At 69.5% G+C, this 25,564-nt stretch carries 23 protein-coding genes and 4 pseudogenes; 17 read left to right on the forward strand and 10 right to left on the reverse strand.

Annotation, left to right across the window (positions count from 1 at the left end):
* Window positions 1-71 precede the first annotated feature (71 nt).
* Window positions 72-959, reverse strand: coding sequence for a helix-turn-helix transcriptional regulator (locus tag GLX30_RS02830; protein WP_159683116.1), 888 nt, complete (start codon window positions 957-959; stop codon window positions 72-74).
* A gap of 212 nt (window positions 960-1,171) precedes the next feature.
* Here GLX30_RS02830 and GLX30_RS02835 point away from each other — a divergent pair.
* The 4 genes and pseudogenes from GLX30_RS02835 (at window position 1,172) to GLX30_RS02850 (ending at window position 3,734) form a co-directional block, all read left to right on the forward strand.
* Window positions 1,172-1,878 (forward strand): annotated as a pseudogene (locus tag GLX30_RS02835) (zinc-binding dehydrogenase).
* Between the two features lie 30 nt (window positions 1,879-1,908).
* Window positions 1,909-2,316, forward strand: coding sequence for a cupin domain-containing protein (locus GLX30_RS02840; protein WP_159683118.1), 408 nt, complete (start codon window positions 1,909-1,911; stop codon window positions 2,314-2,316).
* Between the two features lie 207 nt (window positions 2,317-2,523).
* On the forward strand, window positions 2,524-2,922 hold the full coding sequence (locus tag GLX30_RS02845) for a cyclophilin-like fold protein (RefSeq protein ID WP_244258410.1): 399 nt from the start codon (window positions 2,524-2,526) through the stop codon (window positions 2,920-2,922).
* A gap of 44 nt (window positions 2,923-2,966) precedes the next feature.
* Window positions 2,967-3,734 carry a glucose 1-dehydrogenase gene (locus GLX30_RS02850; RefSeq protein WP_159683124.1) on the forward strand — a complete coding sequence of 256 codons (768 nt, stop codon included), beginning with the start codon at window positions 2,967-2,969 and terminating at the stop codon, window positions 3,732-3,734.
* A gap of 407 nt (window positions 3,735-4,141) precedes the next feature.
* On the opposite strand, the gene GLX30_RS02855 is transcribed toward GLX30_RS02850, so the two are convergent.
* Window positions 4,142-4,480, reverse strand: a complete 339-nt coding sequence (locus tag GLX30_RS02855; protein WP_159683126.1) for a MerR family transcriptional regulator — start codon at window positions 4,478-4,480, stop codon at window positions 4,142-4,144.
* Window positions 4,481-5,332: 852 nt separating this feature from the next.
* Between GLX30_RS02855 and GLX30_RS02860 the strand changes: the two genes are divergently transcribed.
* Window positions 5,333-5,722, forward strand: a complete 390-nt coding sequence (locus GLX30_RS02860) for an ATP-binding protein (RefSeq protein ID WP_159683129.1) — start codon at window positions 5,333-5,335, stop codon at window positions 5,720-5,722.
* Between the two features lie 1,343 nt (window positions 5,723-7,065).
* Here the strand turns inward: GLX30_RS02860 and GLX30_RS02865 are convergent.
* Together GLX30_RS02865 and GLX30_RS02870 are read right to left on the reverse strand one after the other, a co-directional pair.
* Window positions 7,066-8,787: an acyl-CoA dehydrogenase family protein gene (locus tag GLX30_RS02865; RefSeq protein WP_159683130.1), complete on the reverse strand. Its 1,722-nt coding sequence runs from the start codon at window positions 8,785-8,787 to the stop codon at window positions 7,066-7,068.
* A 116-nt stretch (window positions 8,788-8,903) separates the two neighbouring features.
* Window positions 8,904-9,472, reverse strand: a pseudogene (locus tag GLX30_RS02870) (PadR family transcriptional regulator).
* 239 nt (window positions 9,473-9,711) lie between these two features.
* Here GLX30_RS02870 and GLX30_RS02875 point away from each other — a divergent pair.
* The 8 genes and pseudogenes from GLX30_RS02875 (at window position 9,712) to GLX30_RS02910 (ending at window position 16,721) form a co-directional block, all read left to right on the forward strand.
* Window positions 9,712-10,953 (forward strand): NAD(P)/FAD-dependent oxidoreductase, encoded by a 1,242-nt coding sequence (locus GLX30_RS02875; protein ID WP_159683133.1) that lies wholly within the window; start codon window positions 9,712-9,714, stop codon window positions 10,951-10,953.
* 28 nt (window positions 10,954-10,981) lie between these two features.
* Window positions 10,982-11,359: pseudogene (locus tag GLX30_RS02880) on the forward strand (aquaporin); the annotation flags it as partial.
* A 377-nt stretch (window positions 11,360-11,736) separates the two neighbouring features.
* Window positions 11,737-12,195, forward strand: coding sequence for a hypothetical protein (locus GLX30_RS02885; protein ID WP_159683135.1), 459 nt, complete (start codon window positions 11,737-11,739; stop codon window positions 12,193-12,195).
* A gap of 73 nt (window positions 12,196-12,268) precedes the next feature.
* Complete coding sequence (locus tag GLX30_RS02890) at window positions 12,269-13,066, forward strand: PIG-L family deacetylase (protein WP_159683138.1); 798 nt, start codon at window positions 12,269-12,271, stop codon at window positions 13,064-13,066.
* Window positions 13,067-13,288: 222 nt separating this feature from the next.
* A complete protein-coding gene (locus GLX30_RS02895) occupies window positions 13,289-14,131 on the forward strand; it encodes an endonuclease/exonuclease/phosphatase family protein (protein WP_159694825.1) in 843 nt (280 codons plus the stop codon).
* A gap of 223 nt (window positions 14,132-14,354) precedes the next feature.
* Window positions 14,355-15,197: a phosphotransferase gene (locus tag GLX30_RS02900; RefSeq protein WP_159683141.1), complete on the forward strand. Its 843-nt coding sequence runs from the start codon at window positions 14,355-14,357 to the stop codon at window positions 15,195-15,197.
* Between the two features lie 13 nt (window positions 15,198-15,210).
* Complete coding sequence (locus GLX30_RS02905) at window positions 15,211-15,399, forward strand: hypothetical protein (RefSeq protein ID WP_159683143.1); 189 nt, start codon at window positions 15,211-15,213, stop codon at window positions 15,397-15,399.
* A 236-nt stretch (window positions 15,400-15,635) separates the two neighbouring features.
* The gene (locus tag GLX30_RS02910) at window positions 15,636-16,721 is read left to right on the forward strand and encodes a PP2C family protein-serine/threonine phosphatase (protein WP_244257973.1); all 1,086 of its coding nucleotides are present in this window, start codon (window positions 15,636-15,638) and stop codon (window positions 16,719-16,721) included.
* Here the strand turns inward: GLX30_RS02910 and GLX30_RS35815 are convergent.
* The 3 genes and pseudogenes from GLX30_RS35815 to GLX30_RS02920 all read right to left on the reverse strand — a co-directional run bounded on the left by GLX30_RS35815 (window position 16,718) and on the right by GLX30_RS02920 (window position 18,388).
* Window positions 16,718-16,852: a hypothetical protein gene (locus tag GLX30_RS35815; RefSeq protein ID WP_279632545.1), complete on the reverse strand. Its 135-nt coding sequence runs from the start codon at window positions 16,850-16,852 to the stop codon at window positions 16,718-16,720. The genes GLX30_RS02910 and GLX30_RS35815 overlap by 4 nt on opposite strands.
* Before the next feature lie 265 nt (window positions 16,853-17,117).
* Window positions 17,118-17,688 (reverse strand): annotated as a pseudogene (locus tag GLX30_RS02915) (DUF6817 domain-containing protein).
* Between the two features lie 121 nt (window positions 17,689-17,809).
* On the reverse strand, window positions 17,810-18,388 hold the full coding sequence (locus GLX30_RS02920; RefSeq protein ID WP_159683147.1) for a dihydrofolate reductase family protein: 579 nt from the start codon (window positions 18,386-18,388) through the stop codon (window positions 17,810-17,812).
* A gap of 168 nt (window positions 18,389-18,556) precedes the next feature.
* On the opposite strand from GLX30_RS02920, the gene GLX30_RS02925 reads away from it, so the two are divergent.
* Window positions 18,557-18,895 (forward strand): YciI family protein, encoded by a 339-nt coding sequence (locus GLX30_RS02925; RefSeq protein WP_159683149.1) that lies wholly within the window; start codon window positions 18,557-18,559, stop codon window positions 18,893-18,895.
* 185 nt (window positions 18,896-19,080) lie between these two features.
* Here GLX30_RS02925 and GLX30_RS02930 read toward each other — a convergent pair whose 3' ends face one another.
* Window positions 19,081-19,971 carry a helix-turn-helix transcriptional regulator gene (locus GLX30_RS02930; RefSeq protein WP_159683152.1) on the reverse strand — a complete coding sequence of 297 codons (891 nt, stop codon included), beginning with the start codon at window positions 19,969-19,971 and terminating at the stop codon, window positions 19,081-19,083.
* Between the two features lie 253 nt (window positions 19,972-20,224).
* Here GLX30_RS02930 and GLX30_RS02935 point away from each other — a divergent pair, with 253 nt between their 5' ends.
* Window positions 20,225-21,241, forward strand: coding sequence for a zinc-dependent alcohol dehydrogenase family protein (locus GLX30_RS02935; RefSeq protein WP_159683155.1), 1,017 nt, complete (start codon window positions 20,225-20,227; stop codon window positions 21,239-21,241).
* Window positions 21,242-21,512: 271 nt separating this feature from the next.
* On the opposite strand, the gene GLX30_RS02940 is transcribed toward GLX30_RS02935, so the two are convergent.
* Entirely contained in the window at window positions 21,513-22,028 is a 516-nt protein-coding gene (locus GLX30_RS02940) for a GNAT family N-acetyltransferase (RefSeq protein ID WP_244257974.1), read from the reverse strand.
* 471 nt (window positions 22,029-22,499) lie between these two features.
* On the opposite strand from GLX30_RS02940, the gene GLX30_RS02945 reads away from it, so the two are divergent.
* The gene (locus GLX30_RS02945) at window positions 22,500-23,591 is read left to right on the forward strand and encodes a hypothetical protein (RefSeq protein ID WP_159683161.1); all 1,092 of its coding nucleotides are present in this window, start codon (window positions 22,500-22,502) and stop codon (window positions 23,589-23,591) included.
* A gap of 76 nt (window positions 23,592-23,667) precedes the next feature.
* Here the strand turns inward: GLX30_RS02945 and GLX30_RS02950 are convergent, their stop codons facing one another.
* A complete protein-coding gene (locus tag GLX30_RS02950; protein WP_244257975.1) occupies window positions 23,668-24,285 on the reverse strand; it encodes a hypothetical protein in 618 nt (205 codons plus the stop codon).
* Window positions 24,286-24,482: 197 nt separating this feature from the next.
* On the opposite strand from GLX30_RS02950, the gene GLX30_RS02955 reads away from it, so the two are divergent.
* Entirely contained in the window at window positions 24,483-25,511 is a 1,029-nt protein-coding gene (locus GLX30_RS02955; RefSeq protein ID WP_244257976.1) for an AsnC family transcriptional regulator, read from the forward strand.
* Window positions 25,512-25,564: the final 53 nt, after the last annotated feature.

The following is a 25,564-nucleotide window of genomic DNA, read 5'->3' on the forward strand; positions in this document are numbered from 1 at the left end:
GCCTGTCGTCAAACGATCGTTCGACGACAGAATCGGCGTGATGAATCCGGCCTCCTTCAGGCGGGGAGTCCTCAGTCGCTGGTGTGTGGTGCGGGTTCAGGGCTCTGGGGCGTGGCGGCCCAGGAGGCGAGCAGGCGCAGGCTCTGTTCGGAGGGGGAAGCGGGTTCTGCGGTGTAGACGGTGAGGGTGAGGCCAGCTTCGGCGGCCATCCCCATGCCTTCGTAGGCGAGGGTGAGTTCGCCGACAGCTGCGTGGTGGTAGCGCCTGAAGCCGGTGCCGTGGTGGCGGACGTCGTGGGCGCCCCAGCGGGTGCGGAAGGCGTCGCTGCGGGTGGAGAGTTCGCCGACGAGGTCGTGGAGGTCCTTGTCGTCGGGGTTGCGGCCGGCTTCGGTGCGCAGGATGGCGACGGTGATGTCGGCGGCCTGGTCCCAGTCGGGGTAGAAGCGGCGGGCGTCGGGGCTGAGGAAGGTGAAGCGGGCGAGGTTCTCCTGGTTGTGGGGGTCGGCGTACACGTCGGCGTACAAGGCGCCGGCGAGCCGGTTGACGGCCAGGAGGTCCATGCGGCCGTTGCGGACGAACGCCGGTCCCTCGGTGACCGCGTCCAGAGTCCACTGCAGGCTCGGGTGCGGCTTCCACCGCCGGGGGGCACGGCGGTGGGGCCGGGTGAGGGCATAGGAGCCGTCGGCGGCCTGGGCCAGGTTCAGCAGATGGGCGCGTTCGGCGTCGTCGAGCTGCAGAGCGCGGGCGACGGCCTCCAGTACGGCCGGGGAGACGCCGGCGAGGTTGCCGCGCTCCAGCTTGGCGTAGTACTCCACGCTCACGTCGGCGAGCGCGGCGACCTCGCTGCGGCGCAGGCCGGGCACGCGCCGGCGGCTGCCGGCGGGCAGGCCCGCCTGCTCGGGGGTGATCTTCGCGCGTCGCGAGGTCAGGAACTCGCGGACTGCTGCCTGGTTGTCCACGCCTTCGACGGTACGTCCCGTGAGCGGCCATAGGGATGTACTGGCAGTACACCCCTTGATGGTGTCTCGCTACGGGAGCCGGGAGCGGGTTACCTGGATGACGTGGTGCTTTGCGCCCGCCCCGTCACGGCGGGCGCGCACCTGGCCCTGCACTCGGCGACGGCCTCGGTTTTCCGGCGGCTGTACACCTCGGCAACGTAAAGGAATCCCCCATGCGCGGCGCAGTGATCCACGCCCCCGGTGACGTCCGGTTCGAGACCGTGGAAGACCCGAAGATCCTCAAGCCCACCGATGCGGTCATCCGGACGGCCGTGACCTGTGTGCGGCTCGGACCTGTGGCCTTACCGCGGCGCGGAGCCGATCGGCGACCCGCACCCGATGGGCCACGAGTACGTCGGTTTCGTGGAGGAGGTCGGCTCCGCCGTCACCTCGGTGAAGCCGGGCCAGTGCGTCGTCGACGTCATGGGTACCGGCTGGTGGGCCGCGGATGCCGCCGAGGCAGAAGCTGGCCCGCGAGTTCGGCGCGAGCGACATCGTCACCGAGCGCGGCGAGGAGGGTGTCGAGCGGATCAAGGAGATGACCGGCGGGATCGGCGCGAACAGCGTGCTGGAGTGCGTCGGCACCGCCGAGGCAATGAGCCAGGCGCTGCACTCGGCCCGGCCCGGCGGCAGCGTCGGCTTCGTCGGGGTCCCGCACGAGGTCGCGATCGACGGGCAGGAGCTGTTCTTCTCCCACGTCGGGCTGCGCGGCGGCCCCGCCCCTGTACGCCGCTACCTGCCCGACCTCATCGACCGCGTTCTCACCCGCCGGATCGACCCGGGCAAGGTCTTCGACCTCACCCTGCCCCTGAACCAAGTTGCCGAGGGCTACAAGGCCATGGACGAGCGCCGTGCCATCAAGGCTCTCCTCACCCCCTGACACCGCCCCGTCAACCGCACAGGAGTAGCCGTGCAGATCACCCGCAGCTCGATCGACACCGTCAAGGGGCCAGCCGACTGGTTCACCGGCGACGTCTACGTCGACGCCGTCGCCGCCGCACCGGCACCGTCCCGGGTCACCGCGAACCTGGTGCACTTCATGCCCGCCGCTCGCACCCACTGGCACCGTCACCCCTTGGGCCAGACCGTCTTCGTCACCGACGGCGTCGGCCTGTGCCAACGCCGCGGCGGCCCCCGGGAGGTCATCCGGCCCGGTGACCGCGTCCTGTTCGAGGCCGACGAGGAGCACTGGCACGGCGCCGCCCCGAACCGTCTGATGGCCCACCTGGCCATCAACGAGGGCGACGCCGACCACGCCGTCGTGCACTGGCTGGCCCCCGTCACCGATGCCGAGTACGCCGCTGCCCCGGCCGTCTGACCGCGCGTCCCTGCCCGCACGACGGCCCTGGAGGTCCCTTCCGTGCGCTCCACAGTCCTTCGAGGTTCGGTCCGTATCGCTTCCGCAGCCGCTCTGCTGCTCGCCGTCACCGCTTGCTCCAGCGACCCGCAGCAAGCGGCGCCGACCGCCTCCACCGCGTCCGCCTCGGAACCTGCCGGGCGGCAGGAGACCGCAACGCCCACCGCGCTGTCTCGCGCCCCAGCCTCCCCGTCGTCGCCCTCTGGCAGGAGCACCGCCATGGACATCCGCGTCACCCTCGACGGCCGCCCGGTCGAGGCAACCCTGAACGACAGCCCCGCCGCCCGCGACCTCGCCGAGCTACTCCCCCTCACCCTGGACCTCACGGACTTCCACGGCATCGAGCGGGTCGCCGACCTGCCGCGCAAGCTGGACACCTCCGGCGCCCCCGAACCGGCCGCGGCCAAGGTCGGAGACATCGCCTACTACGCCCCCTGGGGCAACTTGGCGCTCTTCTACCAGGACGGGCCTGCCGCTTCCGCCGACCTGCTCATCCTCGGCCACCTCGACGTAGGCGCCGACCATCTCGGCCGGGCGACGCGCATCACCATCGAAGCCGCCCCCTGACTCCCAGGCCCAGCACCCCCACTTCGCGACGGGACAACAACGGCATGAACCCCACCTACGACTTCACCGGCCAGGTCGCCTTCGTCACCGGCGCCTCTTCCGGCATGGGCCTGGCCGCCGCCCGTGCTTTCGCCGAAGCAGGCGCCGCCGTCGGCCTCGCCGACATCGACGAGGACGCTGTCAACGCTGCCGTGAAGGAGCTCACCGACGCCGGTCACCGGGCGCTCGCCCTGGTCTGCGACGTGTCCGACGAGGACCAGGTCGCCGCCGCCGTCGACCGCACGGTGGAGACCTTCGGACGGCTCGACATGGCCTACAACAACGCCGGCATCATGCCCCCGCCCACCGACGCCGCCGACGAGAGCGCGCAGCAGTTCGACCGCGTCCAGGGCATCAACCTGCGCGGCATCTGGGCGAGCATGAAGCACGAACTGCGCCACATGCGCGACCAGGGCAGCGGCGTGATCGTCAACTGCTCTTCCCTCGGCGGCCTCGTCGGCAACCCCGGCCGCGCTGCCTACCACGCCACCAAGCACGGCGTGATCGGCCTGACCAAGAGTGCCGCCCTCGAATACGGTGCCCGCGGCGTGCGCGTCAACGCCGTGTGTCCAGGCACCATCGCCACCCCCATGGTCGACGCCATGGTCGAAGGCGGAGAACTCGACCGTACCCAGGCCGAAGCCGGCCAAGCCATCAACCGCCTCGGTACCGCCGAGGAGATCGCCCAGGCCGTTCTGTGGCTGTGCAGCCCCGGATCCAGCTACGTCACGGGCGTCGCCCTGCCCGTCGACGGCGGCTACACCGCCCAGTAACACCTCCCCCCACCCGGTCGTCACGGTGCCGCCGCCGGACGGCCTCCTGGGAGGTCAGGGGGCGGCATTTCAGCACGGGTAGCCGGTGGGGGCGGGGCTGGGCCGGTTCAGGCCGCGGGGCGGGCGGGCGGCGAGTTCGTTGAGTCACAGTTCCTGTAGCCATGTCTCATGCCTTCCAGCCGATGAACGCCTCCCATGCCATGTGGAAGGCGGAGGTGATCGCCCTGGTTCCTGCGGCAGAGCACAGCAAAATTGCCCACGCCGAAGGCGTGGGCAAGGGAACTTCCGAACCACGACAGCCAGCCGGGACGCAACATGTACGCACATGTCGTCATCACCGGAAACGCCTCGTCCCATACTCGACTTGCGTGCGAGGGCCAGCCGGTGTCCGGCGGACGCCCACTGACTCAGGCCGCGGCCGTGGGGGTCGCCGATTCGGCCGTGCGGTGGTGTTCGGCATTGATGCGCCGGGCTTCCTCAAGCTGGTCCTCGAGGATGATGATGCGGCAGGCGGCATCGATCGGGGTGCCCTGGTCGACGAGTTCCCGGGCACGGGCCGCGATGCGTAGCTGGTAGCGGGAGTAGCGGCGGTGTCCGCCCGCGGAGCGCAGCGGTGTGATCAGGCGGGCTTGGCCGATCGCGCGGAGGAAGCCCTGGGTGGTGCCGAGCATTTCGGCGGCGCGGCCCATCGTGTAGGCGGGGTAGTCGTCGTCATCGATACGGCCGAACGAGTCGTCTGCTGTCATTGCACCTCTCTGTGAAACACGCTGGAGGGGCCCTGGTGCCGTACGGCACCAGGGCCCCGAAGGAACTGCTACACCATCTGCCGGCCCTGGACCTGCGCCGGCCTTCTGTTTCCGCCGACCCGACGGACGTGCTGTCGGGGTTGCGGGGATCGCGGATGCGTGACCGGAGACCACCTCACTATCGATGTCCTGCGGTACCCGGATGCAAGACTTCCGTCCGGGCGATCCTGATGGCGGGGGTTCCTCCGTTCTTCCTCGGCGATCAACTGCGTACTGCTGGTACTGCGAACTGCTCAGTGGCCTGCGAAAGCGCCACCTTCGGCAGCCAGCCCCGTCGCCCATCCTGCGTCTGCTCTGGCTCAGAACCCCACTGCCGAACTTCCCGATGCGCGCGTCCGCAGCCGACGCCTTCACCGGGGTGCTGCTCACTGACTTCACTGCTGGGTTCTGCGAACTGCGCTTACTGATACTGCGCCAACAGCGGTACTGCTCACGGCGGCCCCTGATCACTGCGGGCCACCCGGTCCGGTCGCCAGTCCCGTCGCCGTCCTGCACAACCCTGGCTTCGAAGCTCCGCCACCGCACCGCCCTGCCAACTGCACCTGCGAGTCCCACTGTTGGTACTGCTTGCCCGGCAGTTCATCTCTGCCAGACCCTGCTGTCTTCCTGGGCTACGAGAGAGACCATAACCAGACCACCACCCAATGTCTACTCCAGCCAACATAGATTTTCGCGTGTTCGACCATGAGGTAATCGGTCTCGAACGGAGACTTGGAGGGGTTGACGAGTCGCAGGCCGGGCACAAGCGGCAGAGAGGGCCGGGCAGGACGATGCAGAGACCAGGGTGGCCTGATGGACACGATGAGCGTCACTGTCGCAACCGCCCGCTCCGAGACCTCCGTTGCCGGGGCACGCGAGAGCGCCCGGGACTTCCTCGAAGGACTCGTCCATCCGATCGCATCCGAAGCCGCCGACACCGTGATCCTGGTGGTCTCGGAGCTCGTCACCAATGCCCTGCGCCACGGCGGCGGCGCCTGCACCCTGGACCTGACCGCACACCCGGACAGCATCGAGGTGGCCGTGCACGACCGCAGCCCGCGCGTGCCACGCATACGCACCCCCGACCTGAACGGCGGCACCGGAGGCTTCGGCTGGCCCATGGTCAACCGCCTCGCCCACACCACCTCGGTGACCCGCCGGCCGTCCGGCGGCAAGACCGTCAGCGCAATTGTCGCCCGGTAGCGCCGAGACCGACCGGGTAACCGCTGTACCGACACCACTGCGCCCAGCGCGGATCACCGACCCCGCGTCGGGTCATCGAGTGCGCCGCTTCGAAGACAGTCGGGTCTCCAGAATCTCGTCCCAGCCGCGCACCCGCACCGCCAGCCGCCCAACTTCAATGACCAGTACTCCAACGATCGGCGCCCCCACACAGGCAACCTGCCCTCTCACAGACACGGGCAGCCACCCACAGGGTCGGCGTTCCACTGCCGTCCACCGTTCGGCGGCACGGGCACGCAAGCGGGCTATGACGCCGCCTGCCGACCTCGAATCCTCCACGGTGCGTCGTTCGCGTTCGAGGCCGCGGCGCGCGTGCTCGCACCGGGGCACAGCCCGCCCCGCTCCGGCTGGTAGCCGTCCGCGCCCGTGCGGTCTCGACATCCGTGCCGCACGACAAGCACGGCCAGGGCCAGGCCGCGTCGAACCGCTCACGGCGTTGCCGGTCCTCAACGTACCCGCGACGGGGGACGGCGTCGCGATCGGACAGCCGAGAAGAAGCAGACGCTGTTCATCGCGACGGTGGCGGTGCTCGGCGGGGCGACAGCGCATCCTCCGTCACGTCGGCATGGAAGCCGTCGCAACCTTCGAGGTCTGACCCAGGGTCGTGGCGCCTCACAATGGGCTAGGGCGACGCCGGGTCGAACTCGGTGGCACCACGGGGAGCCCGCCGGTCAGGCGAGGTGGCGCCGCGGTGGCAGTAGTGCCAGTTCGGGTCGTGCGGCTCAGTCCGACCGGCTCGCGGCGGGCCCGTGCTCGTCCGCGCACACCGTCGCCGTCCCGCCGTCCAGCGGGGCCGCCCTCGGTCCCCAGCGTGTACCTCGTCACGCGTTGATCTACGCGCGCACCCAGGCGGGTGCTGATCCTCAGCGGAGAAGCAGTTGCCCGTGCTGGTCAGCCCGGCCCGGTTGGGACGTGCACCGCATCGGTGTTGACAGCTTCCGATCCGGCTTCCAGCTTGGTCAGGGCGCCCATGGACGTCGCCGTCGCGGGGTCAGACGCTGAAGACCGCCTCGGCATCGGCGACGGTGTCATGGACCCGAAGAACCTGATCCACTCCCGTGATCTCCAGGACACGCCGCAACGGCTCCTGCGCACACGCCAATGCCGTGCGACGCACAGATGCGGGGCACCCTTTCGGCACGACCGTGCCCGTTGCAACAGACATCGGCACTGCTTGATCGAGCCGTCGCTGCGGCGCGAGCCTGCCCGGTCGCACCGGTTCGGCTGCTCGGGCTCGGACGACGATCACGGTGCGGGCGGCGCCCGGCCGCGCCCGCACCGCCCGTCACCCGATCACGCGTCGCTCACGGCGTCATCTCGTAGGCCCCGGCCAGGCCTTCGACGCGCTTCCAGACCCGTGCCGACCGGGCCTCGTCGACGACGGAGCGCCGGACGGCGTCCAGGGCCCAGCGCTGCTGCTTTGCCGTGGCGGAGTCCTTGCCGTGCAGCTCCACGGCGTGCGCGGAGAAGTCGCGGACCAGGACGGCGAACAGTTCGTCGAGCACGTCTTCGTCCGGGCTCGTCATCCCCGCCTGCTCGAGGATCAGCTGACCGTGCACGACCAGCGCGAAGAGTTGCCCCACTGCGAGCAGCAGGTCGAGGTCACGGCTCTGCTCCTCGTCGGGCGCGGCGGTGGCGACGAACTCGCACAGGGCTTCCGCCTGCTCCCGGAAGCGGGCGACGTTGGGCAGGTGGGCATAGGCTTCGAACGCGGGACGCCAGTCATGGAAGCGGACGGAGCCGAGGCCACGGGCGGGTCCCTGCCGGAAGAGGAAGTCGTCGTCGGCCGCGTCGAGACGCGTGGGTACGGGCGCGTACTCGGCCGGGTTCAGCAGATGGTTGCGCATGAACTTGAGGATCAGCGCGAGGTTGACGTGGACCGTTCCCTCGAGCTTCGGCAGGCCCCGGATCTCGACGGCGGCCTGGGCGAAGTAGGTGTCCTTCTCGAAGCCCTTGGCGGCGATGACGTCCCAGAGCAGGTCGATGACCTTCTCGCCCTCTGTGGTCACCTTCATCTTCGTCATCGGGTTGAAGAGCAGGTAACGACGGTCGTCGGGCCCCGCGGAGCGGAAGTAGTCGACGGCGCGGTCGCTGAACAGTTTCATCCCGACCAGGCGGACATACGCGTCGGCGAGCTCGCGGCGCACGTGCGGGAAGGCGGTGACGGGGCGGCCGTACAGGATCCGGTTCTGGGCGTGGGTGACCGCCTCGTACATCGCGTGCTCGCAGATGCCGATGGAAGCGGTGCAGAGGTTGAACTTGCCGACGTTGACGGTGTTGAGCGCGGCGTCGAAGGCGGCACGGCCGGTGTGCAGCACGTCCTCGGGGCCGACGGGGTAGTCCTCCAGCCGGAACTCGCTGACGTACTTCGAGGAATCGACCACGTTCTGCACCACGTGGTAGGCCGGGTGACGGCTGTCCGCGGCGAAGAAGACATAGCCGTCAGGCCCCTCGACGTCGGTGCGGCGGCCGAAGACGGAGACCAGTCCGGCGGCGTTGCCGTTGCCGATGTAGTACTTGGAGCCGCGGGCCCGGAAGCCGCCCTCGCCGTCGGGCTCCAACAGCATGTCGGTGGAGTAGATGTCGGCGCCGTGGGCCTTCTCGGACAGTCCGAATGCGAACACCTCGCCCTGGTCGAGCAGTTCGGCGGCGCGGGCCCGGGCCGCGGCGTTGTCGCTCTGCCAGACCGGTCCGAGTCCGAGGACGGTTACCTGCCAGGCGTACCAGTAGTCGAGCCCGTAGAAGCCGAAGATCTCGTTGAGGGCGGCGATCCGCGCAGTGTCCCAGCGCTTGTCCTGCTGGGCGCCGGCCTCGGAGGCGGGGGTGAGGAAGGTGGCGAACAGGCCTTCCGCGGAAGCGAATCGGAGGAAGTCCCCGAGCCAGGCGCGGGTGCGGTAGTCCTCGATCAGCTGGCGCTTTCCGCGGGCCTCGAACCAGTCGACGGTGGCACGCAGCAGCCTGCGGGTCTCCGGGTCGAAGTGCGCCGGGTCGTAGGTGTGGGGATTGAACAGCAGCGGGTCAGCCATGAGGTTGCCTTTCGGCTCGAGGTCGTAGGAGTCAGGAGGCGCGGTCCGGCTCGGCCGGGACCGTGCCGAGGCGTGACTGCGGAGGACGGCTTGCGGCGCGGCAGCGTGTCAGCGTGTCACCGGCCGGGGCCGATGCGATGAAGGGTGGCGAGTACGTCGTCGAGCCAGGCGATCATCATCCGCTCGTACGCGATGCCGCCGCGGAGGACCGCGTGCTGCAACTCCCGCCCGGCATCGGGGGCCCGTCCCCGGTCGTGCGGGGGTCGCTCCCGCCGAAGTCCCGCCGCTCGCCCGCGAGGTAGTGGTCGAGCTGGTCCCTGTGCATCCGCTGGTGTCGTTCGACCTCGCCGATCAGGGCGCGCGGGTCGTCGAAAGCCGCGCCACGGATCTTCACGGCGAGCTCGTGCCGGACGCTTTCCGGTTGGATCGGCTCGTGGAGCCACTCCCCCAGGACGGCGAGACCGTGCGCCGAGACCGAGTACTCCTTCTTGTCCGGCCGGCCCTGCTGCGGCACCTCCCGCACGTCGAGCCGGCCGTCGGCCTCCATGCGCTTGAGGACGCGGTAGATCTGCTGGTGGGTGGCCGTCCAGAAGTAGCCGATGGAGCGCTCGAACCGCCGGGCCAGCTCGTAGCCGGAACCCGGTTTCTCCAGCAGGGAGACGAGGATCGCGTGTTCGAGCGCCATACAGCGATCCTGCTATGCAACTTGTTGCATAGGCAAGCGGCGACCGCCCGGGTGAGACGCGGCTCACTCACCCCGGCCTCGCTCTCGGCCCGCCGCATCCCCGCCGGCCCTCGGGCGGCCCGCGCCACGGGCGAGGACTAGCGTGGAAGTGCACACCGCATCGCAGCGCAGGCGGGGCGCCCTCCGGCCGACCGGACCGGGGCTCCGGGAGGCGGGTCCGCCGATCGGCAGGTGACACCATGACCAGCACAGTCGGCCCGGCAGGCACGGACACCCATCACTACGACGTGATCGTCGTCGGGGCACGCTGCGCAGGCGCGCCGACCGCGATGCTGCTCGCCCGTCTCGGGCACCGGGTGCTCCTGGTCGACCGGGCGACCTTCCCCAGCGACACGATCTCCACGCATCTGATCCATCCGCCCGGCGTGGCCGCGCTGGACCGTTGGGGCCTGCTGGACCGGGTGGTCGCGACAGGCTGCCCGCCGATCGACACGTACGTCTTCGACCTCGGCCCCTTCGCCATCGCCGGGTCGCCCGCCGGCATGGGGTTCGAGGCCTCGTACGCACCGCGCCGCACCGTCCTCGACAAAATCCTCGTCGACGCCGCGGCCGAGTCGGGCGCGGAGGTACGCGAGGGGTTCACCGTCGGAGAGTTCCTGTCGGACGGCGACAGGGTGACGGGCATCAGGGGCCACGGCAAGGACGGGAGGCAGGTCACCGACCACGCCCGCGTCGTCGTCGGCGCGGACGGACTCCACTCGCCGCTCGCCAAGGCGGTGGGCGCCGAAGAGTACGCGGAGAAGCCGAAGATCAACGCGTACTACTACACGTACTGGGCAGGGCTGCCGCTGCACGGCAGGTTCGAGGCGTACGACCGAGGGGACCGGGCGTTCGCGGCGTGGCCCACCAACGACGGTCTGACGCTGCTCATCTGCGGTTGGCCGATGCGGGATTTCGAGACCAACCGCGGTGACGTCGAAGGGAACTACCACGCCACACTGGCACGGGCACCGGCCCTCGCCGAGCGGGTGGCGGCCGCCGAACGGACCGACCGGTTCGTGGGCATGGCCATCCCCAACTACTTCCGCAGGCCCTACGGCCCGGGCTGGATCCTGGTCGGCGACGCCGGATACCTGAAGGACCCGATCACCGCCCAGGGCATCCAGGACGCCTTCCGGGACGCGGAGCGGTGCAGCCGGGCTATCGACGACTCCTTCGCCGGACGGCAGACGTTCGAGGAGGCCATGCGGTCGACCCAGGAGGCCCGGGACGCGGAGGTCATGAGCATGTACGAGTTCACGGCGGAGTTCGCTTCGATGGAGCCGCCGCCTCCCGAGATGGAGCAGTTGCTCATCGCCACGTCACAGAGTCGGGCGGCGCAGGACGAGTTCGCCAGGGTGACGGCCGGAGTGACGCGGCCCGACGAGTTCTTCGAGCACATGAAGGAACGGATGGCCCAGGAGGCGGGCAGCGCGGCCTGACCGTCACGACGCCGGAGTCCGGCTCCTCGTCAACTCCCTCGCCTCCGCAGTCGGACTCGGTCTGCTCATCGCGCTGTTCGGCCCGGTCTCCGGGGCGCATCTCAACCCCGTGGTGACCCTGTGCGCCTGGTGGACACGCCGCCGGAACGGGGGCGGGGCCGCCGGAGTCAGGGCGGCGAACTGGTGCACCTCGTCAGGATCGTTCGCCAATCCTGCGGCGACGGTCGGTCGCTCTCTGACCGACTCCTTCACCGGGATCTCACCGGGCTCGGTGCCCGGCTTCGTGGCAGCACAGTTGCTGGGCGGGCTCGCCGGGGCCGGGCTGGTGACTTTGCTGTACGGCAGGCGGCCGCACACGTGCCACGGCAGCGCCCTCACGGTGCAACGCGAGGCGCAACGCGGGTGACGCCGTCGGACATCGGCCGGTGCCGGCCGGCGGACGGCCGGCATCCACCTTTGATCAGCAGCCGGTGAAATGCCGGTCGCACGTCGTCGCGGGATCTTCCCGCGCCTGCCGCGCTTCGCCTGCACGCTGACGAGCTCCCCTGGACACCCGTGCGCCCTCACCACGCTCTGCCGGTCGATGACGAGCACCATCACCCTGGTGGCAGGGCCTTCCTCGATCGCTGGAGGCCGTCGCCTGCCATGCCGCGGTCATGACCGTCCGACCGGACGACTCTCCGTCTGCATGCGGATGGGTCCACCCGGCATGGCACGGACGGGCGCGCCACCGTCACCCCATGGAAGGCCTCCATGGGCCGGGCCGAGTTCTTGGGGGAACGCATGACATCACAGGGCAGAACAGATACATCCGGCACCGACCAACGCCCCTGCCAGTACCGGTACGAGCAGGAGGTCATGGTGCTGCTCGAGGAATACCGGACTCTGCGCGAGGAAGTCACCCAACGGGTCGCAGCCCGCATGCAGATGATCGGATTTGCCGGGGCCATCTCCGCTCTCCTGGTGGTGTCCGACAGCATCACCTTCCGCGGCCCCAACCTGTACGTCGCGGGTCTCTTTCTCGTCCTCGCCGTCGTGTGGCTGCGGGGCACCAATCTGGCCATCCAGCGCATAGGACGCCATTTACGGGTGGTGGAAGCCCGTGTCAACGCCCTGGCCGCCCGGGCATGGGGAAGCTCCGAGCATCTCCTCACCTGGGAGACGGATGTTCAGACCGGACGGGTAGCGGTGCGCGGAGTGCCCGGCCGGACCGGCCGGCTGGGGGGCTGGTACGTGACCTGAGCGGAACGGCAACCCGAGAGCGGCTGCTGGTGATGGTCCGTGCCGAACGACCCGTGGTGCAGGATGCATTCCCATGGCAACCGTTCTCGCATTCCATGCGCACCCCGACGACGAGGTGCTCATGACCGGGGGCACCCTTGCACGCGCCGCCGCAGAGGGGCATCGAGTAGTGATCGTCGTCGCCACGGACGGCCTGACGGGTCCCTTGGCCGCGGACGAGTCGCCCCGCATGAGTGAGCTGCGTGCGAGTGCCGCCGTCCTGGGGGCAGCTCGCGTGGTTCATCTCGGCTACGCGGACAGCGGCAACGGAAAAGAGTTGCATCCCGATCCACCGGACCGTGTGCGTTTCGTACGGGCCGATGTCGAGGAAGCCGCCGAGCGTCTGGCCGCGATCCTCAGGGACGAGGCGGCAGATGTACTCCTCAGCTACGACGCCAACGGCGGTTACGGTCATCGGGACCATCTGAAAGTGCACGAAGTCGGACGACGCGCTGCCGCTCTCGCCGGAGTCGAGCGGCTGCTTGAGGCCACGCTTCCGCGCGAGCTCATTGTCCGAGTGCTCAGGCTGGTGAACTGGCTCAGGATCCCGCTGCGTCACGAGGGAGTGGCTCCTCGCACCGCCTACAGCGCACGGTCGGCCATCACGCACAGAGTCGACGCACGCCGCTTCGCGCGTCAGAAACAACAAGCACTCGCTGCCCATCGCTCGCAGGTGACCGGTGCCGGTCGGCTCGCGCCGGTCATGCGCGCGCTGATTCGCCTGCCGTCACCCGTCTTCGGGATGCTCCTTGGGCGGGAATGGTTCGCTGATGCCGCCCGGTCCTCGGCACCCACCGTCGGCATCAGCTTCTTCCGGCCGACGAGATGGTGACACGTCCCCTCGCATCGAGCCGACGTGTATCGGGCGCTGCCTTTCACCGATTCCTTCTTCTCCGCTCCGTCTTCGTTCGCGCTGCACAACGATGCTGTGCCGCAGCCGTCGAAGCCGTCGCGGACCGCTGTGACCGGGCCGCCGTCGGAGGGGAGGGCGGCCGCGTCACATAACCTCGTGCATGAAGACGTCAGTTGGCTGGTCAGCCACTTCGAGGAGGCGATGGTGCTCGGAAGAGGCACGCGGTTGCTCGCGGGTGCCGCGATCGTGGTCTGCATGGTGCTCGTCGGGCCCAGCGCACCGAGCGGCGCCCTCTTCGCCAGGTCAGTGCCCGTAGAAGCCGTCAGGGAGGTCGTACCGAACCGGGTCATGACCTGGAACATCTGCAACCCCTGCAAGGCGAGCAACGTCGACCGGGCAGCGGAGATCGCCACATACGCGCCCCAGATCGTCGGGCTGCAAGAAGCGTGCGTGCGTGACGTCGAGAAGATCCGGGATCAGCTGGAGAGCCGCTACGGACTGGTCTACCACGTCGAGTACGGGATGGTTCTGCGGAATTGGGGCCGCTGCGGTGGACCACCGTGGAGTCCAGGGGCCTACGGCCAGGCGGTGCTCTCGGCGGCACCTATGACGGACCGAGTCAGCGTGCAATATCCCGACGGAGGATCCGAGGACCGCGGGTACATGGCCGTCACCACCATGGTGGGCGGCCGGCCGGCCCGGCTCTTCAACACACATCTCGCCCAACGACGGCAGGAAGCGGTCCGAGCAGACCAGATCGAGGTCCTCGCCGCGGAGGTGACCCGGCACGACCGCGCGATCGTTCTCGGCGACTTCAACGCCGTGCCGGCCGCTTCCGAGCTCACCGAGATGTGGACACTGGCCACTGATACGGACCCCGAGTGTCGTCCCTCGCCCGCCGGCGCCTGCGAGCCGACCACCGACTGGCGGAGCAAGTTCGACTACATCTTCCTGCGAGGCATCACGTCGCTCGAGCACGGTGTTCGTCCCAGCTCGTACTCGGACCACCACCTGCTCCACGCCGACCTGGACCTCCGCGGGTGAGGAACGTCGTACAGCTGGTCGGCGTGCAGGCGCGGGGGTCAGCGGTACCCGCCGCGCAACGAGCCGCCCCCCATGGACATGGTCCACGGGCCGTCGCCGCTCCGAAGACGCCCTCGGATCGCCGGGTCCCGGTGGGGCCGCCGGACGATGTGCGCGAAGGCATCGCGGGGTGTCGCCGCCGTCCCTGGACATGTATGTGTACTGGGCAGTGGAGGAGGACGGTATGGAGCCATCGATACTCCGCCGCGCGGTGGAGGCAGGACGGGCGACCGCTTCGGAGCTGGGCCTTCAGGTCGATGATGTGGTCGTCGTCCACAACTCGGACCGCGTCGCGCTGCGGCTGGTCCCTTGTGAGGTTCTGGCTCGGGTCGCACCGTTGGGGCATCTGACCGACTCCGAGTTCGAAGTGGAGGTGGCTCTCCGTCTCGCCGACGTCGACGCTCCCGTGGCTGAGCTCGACCCTCGGGTCGAGCCTCGCGTCCATGTGCGTGACGCGTTCGCCATCTCACTGTGGACCTACTACCAACCCGTCGGATCAGAGGTCACGCCGGCCGACTACGCAGACGTGTTCATGCGGCACCATGCCGCCCTCCGCCGGATCGATCTGGACGCGCCGCATGTCACCGATCGAATCGCCGCGGCACTGAGAGAGGTGGAGGACCGGCAGAAGTCCCCCGAGCTGACCGATCCTGATCGGGAACTCCTCGGCGGCGCACTCAGTGGTCCGAGCGCCGCGATCGGCACCGACAAGGCCGGCGACCAGCTGTTGCACGGCGAGCCGCATCCGGGCAACCTCCTCAACACGAGGAGAGGGCCGCTTTTCGTAGACCTCGCCACGTGCTGCCGTGGTCCGGTCGAATTCGACCTCGCCCATGCGCCCGATGACGTGGGAAAGCACTGTGCGGGGGCTGACCACGACCTGATTCACCGGTGCCGCGCGCTGAACTGGGCGATGTTCTCGGCCTGGCGCTGGCGGCGAGACGATCAGATGCCAGAACGGGACCACTGGAGAGTGGAGGGGCTCGACCAGGTTCGTGCGGCACTTGATCGCTGCGGAACGGGCTGACCTCGAGACGGTCGTGCTGCTGCAAGACGGGCCGCTGCCCGCCATCCGCTCTCGTGCGGCGACGCCGGTGGGGCAGGCTCTTTCGGCCGGTCCGGTGGGCATGGGCAACATCGTCGAATACGCCCTCGGGGACGTGGCCACCGCCGTGCAGCAGCCCGCCGAGAGTACGACCCACGGCGAGAGCGTCCTCCGCGCCGCCTGACACCACGCGGAACCGCCGATCGTGATGCGGCACCCGCGGCCCCTGACCGCTGCCCAGCCCGCTCTCCGGGTCTCCGACGAGGCCCGGAGGCCGGCCGCGGCATGGGCCCACAAGGGCGTCGAGTGGAGTGTTCAACCCTGACAGGAGAGGCTGGACACATGGGGTTGCTCCTGCGCTCACCTTCTCGGCCAGGGGCGGGCGGTCACAGCCGGATTCTCTTGACGCTGGCGCGGTGTGTGCCGTTCGCGCTCGCGCTCGCCGTGCTGGTCATCGAGCTCACGCCTGCGCACTTCGTTTATACGGGCCCCTTTCTCGTCGCGACGCCCGCGCTGGCCGCGGTGACCATGGGCCCCAAAGGCACCCTTTCCGCGGCGGCTCTCGCGTTGGCGATCAGCGTGACCACCGCTACCTACAACCAGGCCTGGGGGACCCTGCAGGTCTACACCAACTTCATGGCTCTGGTCATGGTGACCACGGCCGGATTCATCACGAGCGGCGCCGTCCGGACACGCAGGCAGAGGGAGCTCGATCAGGTGCGCCGGATCGCCGTGGCAGCCCAGAAGGTCATCCTGAGGCCTGTCCCCGAGCACCTGGGCCAGGTGCGGGCGGCCAGCCTCGGCCTCGCCGCCGGGACGGGCGCACAGATCGGCGGTGACCTGTACGCGGCCGCCAGGACGCCCTACGGCGTGCGGCTCATGGTGGGCGACGTCCGAGGCAAGGGGCTCGGCGCCGTGCACGCGGTGGCGGTGGCGCTGGGCGCGTTCCGAGAGTTCGCGCACTACGAGGCCGACCTGGTGGAGGTCATGCACCGCTGCACGGCTGCTCTCCTACGGGAGGCCGCCGTGCCGGGCGCCTTCGACCAGGAGGCCCTGATGGAGGGATTCACCACCGCGATCCTCGCCCAGGTGCCGGACGAACACGTGGTGCACCTGGTCAACCGCGGTCATCCGCCTCCGCTGATGCTGCACCAGGGCAGGGTCGAAACCCTGATGCCCGCCTCTCCCCTGCCGCCTCTCGGCCTGGAGGAACTCTTCAGCGGCCCTCCCGTCAAGCCTGAGAGCTATCCGCTTTCACCCGGTGACCGCCTGCTCCTGTACACCGACGGCGTGATCGAGGCCCGCAACCGCGACAACGAGTTCTTCGCCCTGGCTCAGGCCATGGTGGAGATACCCGCACGGACCACCCCGGCGGAGTTCCTGGACGAACTCCACCAGGCACTGATCCGCCACACCGGGGGCAACCTGACGGACGATGTGGCGATGATCCTCGTCGACCGCCTCGATGAGCAAGACACCGAACACACCGGTGCGGGCGGAACCTAGACGCGACGCAGAACGGGATCGATCCCGGCCAGCATCTCGTGCAGCTGACCGGCCCAGTCGTCGCTCCGTCCGAGCTCACCGAGCGCCACGACCGCTGCATGCCGCAGATCACCGTCCACCTGCCCGACCACCCCTCCCACGCTTCCCTTACGTACCCCGGACGACCTACGGATGATCGCCGGGACGGCCTGACCGGCCGACGGCCGGCCGCGGAGGAAGGGGCGGGGTTCACCACGGTTCGCTCGCACCGAGCTGGACCGGCACCCGCTGGACGGGCACTGCGTGCTGGTGCTGTCTCCCTCCGAGCGGTTGGTGAAGGTCCGCGATTCTGCGTACAGCCGGATGAGCCGTCGTGCGGACCCGGGGGACGACGACCGGACGGTCCGTCGGAATTCCTCAGCTGGGAGGCAGGTGCGCAGGTGCGGCGAGTACCGTGCGGCACTCGCACCAGGCGTCAGCACTCAGCAAGTCCCGCAGGCGGGTGAACAAGGTGAGCAACTCAGGGCCCCATGTGTCGCGGAAGTCGGGGTCGATGTGGGCGAGGTCGAGTTCGTTGGCGGCCGACAGTTCGGCGAAGTCCCGGCGCAACTGTTCTCCGGGAATGCAGGAGCGGCCCGTGAACCTGTCGTGGAAGGCGGCACCGGCCTGGTGGAGAGCCGGGTAGGTGGCCTTCCGGTCGCATGAGGCGTACAGGTACACGATCGCCTCGGCCTCGTCGCCGATGATCGCCGCAAGGTCGTCACGCCGGTCCGGTGGCAGCAGAGCTGCGGGAAAACCGTCCGTGCCGTAGAACGCGTGACACAGGCCCGCGCAGTTGGAGCGCCGGGCGGGCCTTCCACGTCGCGAGCCGCTCCTGTACGCGCCGGAGGTGGGTGAGGAGAGTGCCGCCGGGGTGCGCGATGTCCTCGGCGCCGAACTCACGCAGCAGGGCGACAGCCTGATCAGTCGCGGCGGGAAGAGCAGGCATGGTGTCCGTGTCCCTTCGGTAAGCAAGTGGTCGGTCGGCCCCCGCGCAGCGCCTCCGCCGTTCGGGAACAGGCCTCAGACATGCAGGGGCGCGGGTCTCAGGCGTGCAGGGGGCGCGGGTCTCAGGCGTGCAGGGTGGGCCGGTAGATGAGCTCTTGGATGTTGCCGTCGAGCGTTCGGTTCTCGATGAGTTCGAGGTCGAAGTCGGCCGCACCCTGGAAGATCGGGTCCAGTCCGGTCCGACCGGTGATCACGGGGAAGAGGGTCACCTGGACGCGGTCGACCAGACCGGCGGCCATCAGCGCCCGGTTCATCGACAGGCTGCCGTGCGAACGCAACGGCACCACGGACTCCTCCTTGAGCCGCGCGACGACGTCGACGGCATCGCCGCTCACGAGGGTCGCGTTCGGCCAGTCGAGGGGTCCTTCGAGTGTGGTCGAGACCACCGTTGCCGGCAGGCTCCTCATCCGGGTGACCCATGGGTCACGCACCTCGGACTCCTCGGTGCTCGAGGCGAGCATCTGTGCGAACGCCCGGTACGTGTTGGCCCCGAGGACCATCCGCTGGTCGTCGCCGTACTGGGCGAGGCGGTGGTCGAGGAGCTCGGGGCCTTGCTTGCCCCAGTAGCCGGTCCAGTCGCCGCCGGCGGCGCCGAAACCGTCGAGGCTGGAAAAGACGTCGAAGGTGTAGGTAGCGGTCATGATGCGCTCCTCGCTGCGTCGATCGCGTGTCGGGTAGGTGGACCGGCCACGACGGCGGGACTCATCGCCCTGGGCCTGTCGGGAGTCGAAGGAGTTCGGTCCTGGAGGAAGGCGTTCGTCGTATGGTGAGAGGCGGCCGTAAGAGGCCAACGGTCAAGGGAGCCATGCATGACGCGGTACCTGATCTCTTTCGATGACGGTGCGATGACCTTCCCCGAGGAGGAGTTGGCCGAGGTGGCCGAGGCCTCGCACAAGGTGGTGCGGGAGGCTCAGGACGCCGCTGTGTGGGTCTTCGGTGGTGGGCTGGAAAGGCAGCGGGCGAGCGTCGTGGCCACCGACGGTACCGTCACCGACGGCCCGTACCCGGAGACCAAGGCGGTCCTCGGCGGGTTCTCGATCATCGATGTGCCCTCACGTGAGGATGCGCTGAAGTGGGCTGCCAAAATCGCTGCCGCGTGCCGCTGTGCGCAAGAGGTTCGGGAGATCATGCCCGACTCGACCGCCTGATCGAAGACGACCCGCCGCGGCCGGGACCTGGTTCCGAAGGGCGTGTGACGTGCGGGTGCGGCACGCGGCGCGCCTGTGGGCGACGCAGTAGGGCCGAAGTGGACGGTGCGAGGTCGAGCAACCCACCCCGGCCTCCGGGGCGTGCGGGCCGCCGGGCCGGGCGGCTGGTTCCGCGTCGGTCCTGATCAGCCTGCCGTGGTCGGTTCCGCATCGGTGTCGGCATCCTGCGTAGCGGCCCACGAGGCGAGCAGCCGTAGGCCCTCTTCGGAGGGCGATCCGGGGTCGGCCGTGTAGATCGTGAGGGTGAGGCCCGGTTCGGCGGCCATCTCCAGTCCCTCGAAAGCGAGGGTGAGCTCGCCGACGATCGGGTGGTGCCACCGCTTGACTCCGGTGCCGTGGTGGCGGACGTTGTGGGCGCCCCAGCGGGTGCGGAACTCCTCGCTGCGTGTGGACAGCTCACCGACGAGATCGTGCAGGTCCTTGTCGTGCGGGTTGCGGCCGGCCTCGGTGCGCAGAATGGCCACGCTGACGTCGGCGACGAGGTCCCAGTCCGGGTAGAAGCGCCGGGATGCGGGGTCCAGGAAGTGGAAGTGGGCGAGGTTCGGCGGCCGGCTCCCGTTGTAGACGTCGCAGTAGAAAGCACGGGCCAGTGCGTTGGCCGCGAGCAGGTCCATGCGGCCGTTACGGACGAACGCGGGGCCGGCGGTGATCGCGTCCAGGGTCCACTGCAGGCTGCGGTGCGGCGTCCACCGGCCTGTGGCGCGTCGGCGACGGGGCCGGGTGAGGGCGTCGGAGCCGTCGGCGGCCTGAGCCAGGTGAAGCAGATGAGCGCGCTCGGCGTCGTCGAGCTGGAGCGCGCGGGCGACGGCCTCGAGAACGGCCGGGGAGACGCCGGCGAGGTTGCCGCGTTCGAGTTTCGCGTAGTACTCGACGCTGACGTCGGCCAGGGCCGCAACCTCGCTCCTGCGCAGTCCCGGCACCCGGCGCCGGGTGCCGGAGGGCAGCCCGGCCCGTTCCGGGGTGATCTTTGCTCGCCGCGAGGTGAGGAACTCGCGGACCTCTTGACGATTGTCCACATCCTCGACCGTACGTCCCGAACCGCGCGGTAGGGGTGTACTGCCAGTACATCCCTTGCTGGTGACTCGCTGCCCGGGCGGACACCCGGTTACCTGGATGACGTGGCACTCCCGCCCTGCCGCCGACGTGGCAGGCAACAGGGGTGCCCGGTCCCGGGCACGTGGGCGGACTCCCCGGTCCGGGGCAGACAACTGCACTTGGCGACTGTCGGTACCGCCGCGTACCGGACGCCTCAGCACGTTAGGAATCCTCATGCGCGGAGCAGTGATCCACGCCCCCGGCGATGTCCGCTTCGAGACCCTCGACGACCCGAAGATCCTCAAACCGACCGACGCGATCATCCGCACGGCCGTTACCTGCGTATGCGGCTCGGACCTGTGGCCCTATCGAGGTCTCGAGCCGATCGGCGCCCCGCACCCGATGGGACACGAGTACGTCGGCTTCGTCGAGGAGGTCGGCAGCGAGGTCAACTCGGTCCGGCCGGGTCAGTTCGTCGTAGGCTCCTTCGCCACCTCGGACAACACCTGCGCCAACTGCCTGGGCGGCTTCCAGTCGAACTGTCTGCACCGCGAATTCATGGGCACCTGCCAGGCCGACCACATCCGCATCCCCAACGCGCAAGGCACGCTGGTCGCCACCGACGAGCAGCCGCCCGAGGAGCTGTGGCCCGGGCTGCTGGCGGTCTCCGACGTGATGGGCACCGGTTGGTGGGCCGCCGACGCCGCCGAGGTCGAGCCCGGTTCCACCGTCGTGGTGGTCGGCGACGGCGCGGTCGGACTTTGCGGGGTGATCGCGGCCAAGGAGATGGGCGCGGAGCGGATCATCGCCATGAGTCGCCATGAACCGCGCCAGAAGCTCGCGCTGGAGTACGGCGCCACCGACATCGTCACCGAGCGTGGCGAGGAAGGCGTCGCCCGCATCAAGGACCTCACCGACGGGATCGGCGCCGACTCGGTCCTGGAGTGCGTCGGCACCGCCCAGGCCATGCAGCAGGCGCTGCGTTCGGCCCGGCCCGGCGGCAACGTCGGTTTCGTCGGCGTCCCCCACGACGTGGCGGTCGACGGCGAGGAGCTGTTCTACTCCCACGTCGGCCTGCGCGGTGGTCCTGCCCCCGTCCGTCGCTACCTGCCCGACCTGATCGACCGGGTCCTGAGCGGCCGTATCGACCCGGGCAGGGTCTTCGACCTCACCCTGCCCCTGGAGCAGGTCGCCGACGGGTACAAGGCGATGGACGAGCGCCGCGCCATCAAGGCCCTCCTCACGCCCTGACCAGCACATTGCCCCGACCGGGCCGGGCACTGCTGCCCGGCCCGGCGCACCACTCCGGCCCGCGTGCGGGACGACGCCGCCACACCGGCACCGTTCCGGCACTGACAGCCGTGTCAGCGAAGAGGGGCAGCAACGCTGAACTCGGTTCATGACCGCGAAGAAACTCGCGGAGCAGCGCAACATGTCAGGGGCCTGGGTCTGCCACGAGTCCGCACCAGTCGGTGACGGGGACCGGCAGTGGTGCATCGCTCCGCTGCCGATCCCCCTGGGTCTACCGCTGGGCCAGGTCCGGCGCTGCGATGCGGAAGCGGGCCGTAGTGGCGTCCTCGCTCCAGCGATGCAGTCCGGCCTTCTCGAGTACCCGGACAGAAGCCGGGTTCGAGACGTCCGCATCGGCGTACACCGTGTGGACGTCAGGCGAGCTCAGGGCGAACTCCACCAGGGCCCGGGTGGCCTCGGTTGCATAGCCGCGGCCACGTCGCGAAGCGACGATGCCGTATCCGACTTCGAGGGCACCGTCATGCGGCGGCCAGAGCAAGCTGATCGAGCCGACCACCAGGCCGCTCTCCCGCTCGACGATCAGCCGGTGGCCGTGCTCGCCCGGCTCGCCCGACTGCCCGGCGATGAAGCCGGCGATGACACGGTCGCCCTCGGCGGGGAAATCCTCCGCCCAGTGCGCCATGCGACCGTCACCGAGGACGGCGATGATCTCGTCGGTGGACCATGGCCGCAGGACAAGGCGGTCAGTGGTCAGATCCGTACCGGTCAACGAGAAAGAAGAAGACACGCGACACTCCTGGTCGTTTCGGACGACCGGGTCACTACTGACCTCGCGCGACCCGGACAAGGACATGCTGATGAAGCGTCTGGCGGGCCATATTCATCAACCTCCCTTGTCGCAGTGGTAGTCGCGGCGTTCGCGCGTCGACGGAGCATATCCGGTCCGGTGCCAACGACGTTCAGCGGCTGACCAGTTCGGCGCGGATCTGGGGCAGGCCTTGGTGCGGAGGATTTCGATGGCGCGGAGGGGATCGGGCGACGAGGCGTTGCCGGGCGTCGGGGGCGGCGTCGCCGGCGGCGTTTCCCCACCGCCCCGGCAGGCCGGCGGCTCGCTCATGCGATCATGCGAGCGGCTCTCGATCGACCGGTGCACAGTCAACGGATCCGACGGTCGCGCGACAGAGCCGCCGGGCGTCGAGAAGTCGAGCGAGAACGGGAGTGCGGTGTGAGCGGGGCTGGGGGGCAGGACGGGTCGTCCGTGTCGGATGAGGAGTGGGAGCGGTTCCTCCGTGAATCGGTGAGTGGTGCGGCCGCGGCGCCCGTGGAGCCTTCCGCACGCGCCCGTGAGGTGGAGCGGCGGCTGCGAGAGCGCTCCGGGGAGCCTGCGGGCTGGCGTACATACACACCTGCCCGCCCCCGGCGCAGGACAGGCTGGTACGTGATCTGGCTGGTCGCGGCCGTGGCCCTCTTGGTGGTGGGGTTCTTCCCGCAGCACGTCGTCGGCTGGTTCGGTGGCGACGACGGCGGGCAGGACGGGGCGCCGTCGGCCGCCGGGTCGGAAGGCTCGCGGGAGGCGCCCGGCACCGAGCCGGCACTGCGCCCTACCCTCGCCGAACCTTTCCGGGGTTCGCCCGCCGCCCGCTGGGCCGACGGAGCGGCAGGTATCACGGTGCCACCGGCCAAGGCGACCGGCTGGATGGACGCCGCCCAGGTCGAGCGGGCACTGCGGCAGAGCCGGGACTTCCTGGTGGCTGCGGGGCTCGACTCCAGCGTGCTGCGCGGCGAGCGGCCCACCAAGGCGATCACGCTGTTGAACCCGCACCAGAAGGACGTCCAGGAGTATCTTCGTACCGCCCTGTCGTCGAAGGCACCCGCTCCCGAGACCGACCCGCTGCTGTTGTTCAGCCGCTTCCGGCCGGAGCAGGCCCGGCTTGTCGGGGACGTGGTCAAGACGCGCGGTCGGCTCACGTATCGGGAGGGGAAACGGGGGGCGGTCGAGGTCACGGCGGACGTCACCTTTGTGTACCCGGTCACCCCGGCGGGCGACGGCGGGCGGGACGCGGAAGTCGTCCGTACCATCGTGCGACGCGAGGTGGTGATGAGCTGGGACGACCCGGCCAAGGTCATCACCGAACCGGGCACGATGTCCCTCCTCTCGTACGCGCTCGACATGACCAACGGCGGCTGCTCCGACGTGACCGGCTACTTCGTGCCGCCCTTCGGCACGGCCGACGAGCAGTCCGCCGACCCGGCCCGCCAGGTCGATCCGTACGACCGCAGCAAGCCGATCGACACGAGCGACGGCACGACGGCCGCCGGCAACGGCTGCGCGACCGCCACCCGCTCCTAGGGCCTCAGCGGGTCCGGGCCGAGGCCGGCGCGGCCGGTGAATCGACCGGGACATGAGCTGCTCGCGTGACCGGTGTTCAGCGGTTCACTGAGGGACGGGAACGTCCGGAGTCTTCGCATGCAGCACTGTGGCCGGTGCTCGGGCGGATGACGTTCAACAGGCCTCGGAGGGTGTTGTGGGCAGGCGCAGCAGCCCACAGAGCGAGGGAGATGAAGAGCAGCTGCTCCGGAATCCTGAACCACAACGGCGTGGCTGGGGCGCCGTTGAGCGGTATGTCCTCGAGGGCAGCGTAGATGTTGGCCGGGAGCATCAGCGCGAAGAGAACGGCCAGGCATGTCCCGGCCGCCGGACGTGTCTTGGCTCGGACGAGGCCGGCGGCACCGAGGAACTCGAGTGCGCCGGTTGCGTAGACCATGGCGTGTGGGAACGGCACGAACGGCGGGACCATGGCTGTGAGGTCGTCGTGGCTGGGAACCATGGCGAGGCCCGGTGGTGCGAAGTGCGCGGTCGCGGTGGCCACGAGCATGACCGCCAAGCCGTGTGTCGTACTGGCTCGCCAGGTCGCGAACCGTCTGATCCCCAGCGCGCCGAGCAGGCGAAATCCCGACGCCGGGACGAAAAGGAGCATGAGGGTACCGAACATGGTGTCCTCCGAAGAGAGTGAAGACGTGCGAGGAGCGGCGGCCTTCTTCACGAAGTCGGCCGTCCGATGGCGGGACGTGCGGAAAGGGGGACGGGCACCGGCGGTCGGCCGGGCCGCCCACCGAGCAGGTGCCGTGAGTGGGGGCTCAGGGTGAACCCGAGTGAGGTGTAAGCCCGTGCCGGCCATCGAGGTCGCGTGTCGGAATCCCGGTGTGATGGATGCCCCGGATGTCGCGTGTCATGGAGCCGATGCTTCATCGACCGTCCGCGCTCGATCTCCAACTGCCGCCGCTGCGCCGCTATCTGACACCCGCCTACACTGGTTCGGTGGATTCGGTCACGCTGGACGTACTCGATCTGCGGCTGCTGCACGCGCTTCAGCTCGACGGGCGCGCCCCCTTCAGCACGATCGCCGACGTTCTCGGTGTCTCCGACCGCACCGTGGCCCGCCGCTTCGGCCGGCTCCGCAGCACGGGGATCGCCCGAGTGGCCGGCGTGCCCGACAGCCGCCGTACCGGTCATGCCGAATGGCTGGTTCGTCTGCGGGGTCTGCCGTCAGCCACCGGGCCGCTGGCCCGTGCGTTGGCGCGCCGCCCGGACACAGCTTGGGTGACCGTTCTCTCCAGCGGCACAGAGATCGTCTGCGTCTTCCGCGTCGCCGAGGAGGGCGCGGCGCCCTTGGAAGGGCTGGGCCGCCTGCCTCGGATCACGCAGGTCGACGCCCAACGGCTGCTACGTCCTGTGATGAACCACCGCTGGATCGGGCGGACATCCGCTCTTGCCCCGGAGCAGGTCGCCGCCCTGCGGCCACCTCCCACCGCGGACACCGGTCCCGTCCGCCTGACCGAACTCGACCGCTGTCTGCTCCCCGCCCTCGCCGCGGACGGCCGCGCCGCCTACCCGCACCTCGCCCGACAGGTCGGCTGGTCCGAATCCGCCGTCCGTCGTCGCTTGGAAGAACTCCGCCGCACCGGCGTGCTCCAACTGGACGTCGAGGTCGCCCCACGCCTGTTCGGGTTCTCCCTTCAATGCCTCGTCTGGCTGACTGTCACCCCGAGCCGGCTGGGCAGTGTCGCCCAGTCCCTGGCCGCCGACCCCGAAGCCGCCTTCGTCGCCACCATGACCGGCACCCACAACATGATCGCCATCGCCATCTGCCGGGACGCCGACGCCCTGCACGCCTACCTCACCGACCGCATCAGCCTTCTCGACGGCGTCGACCGCATGGAGACTGCCGTGATTTCCTCCTACACGAAGCGAACGGCCCCATCGCCGTGACCACTTCGTGGTACCGGAGGAGAGTTGCCTTGGCCCGGCAGCTCACGTTCACT

Source organism: Streptomyces sp. Tu 2975, assembly GCF_009832925.1.
Lineage (GTDB): Bacteria > Actinomycetota > Actinomycetes > Streptomycetales > Streptomycetaceae > Streptomyces.

Bases quoted from the DNA above. Each gene is read 5' to 3' on its own strand.
- GLX30_RS02850 (WP_159683124.1), top strand. From the start codon at position 2,967: ATGAACCCCACCTACGACTTCACCGGCCAGGTCGCCTTCGTCACCGGC.
- GLX30_RS02855 (WP_159683126.1), bottom strand. From the start codon at position 4,480: ATGACAGCAGACGACTCGTTCGGCCGTATCGATGACGACGACTACCCC.
- GLX30_RS02860 (WP_159683129.1), top strand. From the start codon at position 5,333: ATGGACACGATGAGCGTCACTGTCGCAACCGCCCGCTCCGAGACCTCC.
- GLX30_RS02865 (WP_159683130.1), bottom strand. From the start codon at position 8,787: ATGGCTGACCCGCTGCTGTTCAATCCCCACACCTACGACCCGGCGCAC.
- GLX30_RS02875 (WP_159683133.1), top strand. From the start codon at position 9,712: ATGACCAGCACAGTCGGCCCGGCAGGCACGGACACCCATCACTACGAC.
- GLX30_RS02885 (WP_159683135.1), top strand. From the start codon at position 11,737: ATGACATCACAGGGCAGAACAGATACATCCGGCACCGACCAACGCCCC.
- GLX30_RS02890 (WP_159683138.1), top strand. From the start codon at position 12,269: ATGGCAACCGTTCTCGCATTCCATGCGCACCCCGACGACGAGGTGCTC.
- GLX30_RS02895 (WP_159694825.1), top strand. From the start codon at position 13,289: ATGGTGCTCGGAAGAGGCACGCGGTTGCTCGCGGGTGCCGCGATCGTG.
- GLX30_RS02900 (WP_159683141.1), top strand. From the start codon at position 14,355: ATGGAGCCATCGATACTCCGCCGCGCGGTGGAGGCAGGACGGGCGACC.
- GLX30_RS02920 (WP_159683147.1), bottom strand. From the start codon at position 18,388: ATGACCGCTACCTACACCTTCGACGTCTTTTCCAGCCTCGACGGTTTC.
- GLX30_RS02925 (WP_159683149.1), top strand. From the start codon at position 18,557: ATGACGCGGTACCTGATCTCTTTCGATGACGGTGCGATGACCTTCCCC.
- GLX30_RS02935 (WP_159683155.1), top strand. From the start codon at position 20,225: ATGCGCGGAGCAGTGATCCACGCCCCCGGCGATGTCCGCTTCGAGACC.
- GLX30_RS02955 (WP_244257976.1), top strand. From the start codon at position 24,483: ATGCTTCATCGACCGTCCGCGCTCGATCTCCAACTGCCGCCGCTGCGC.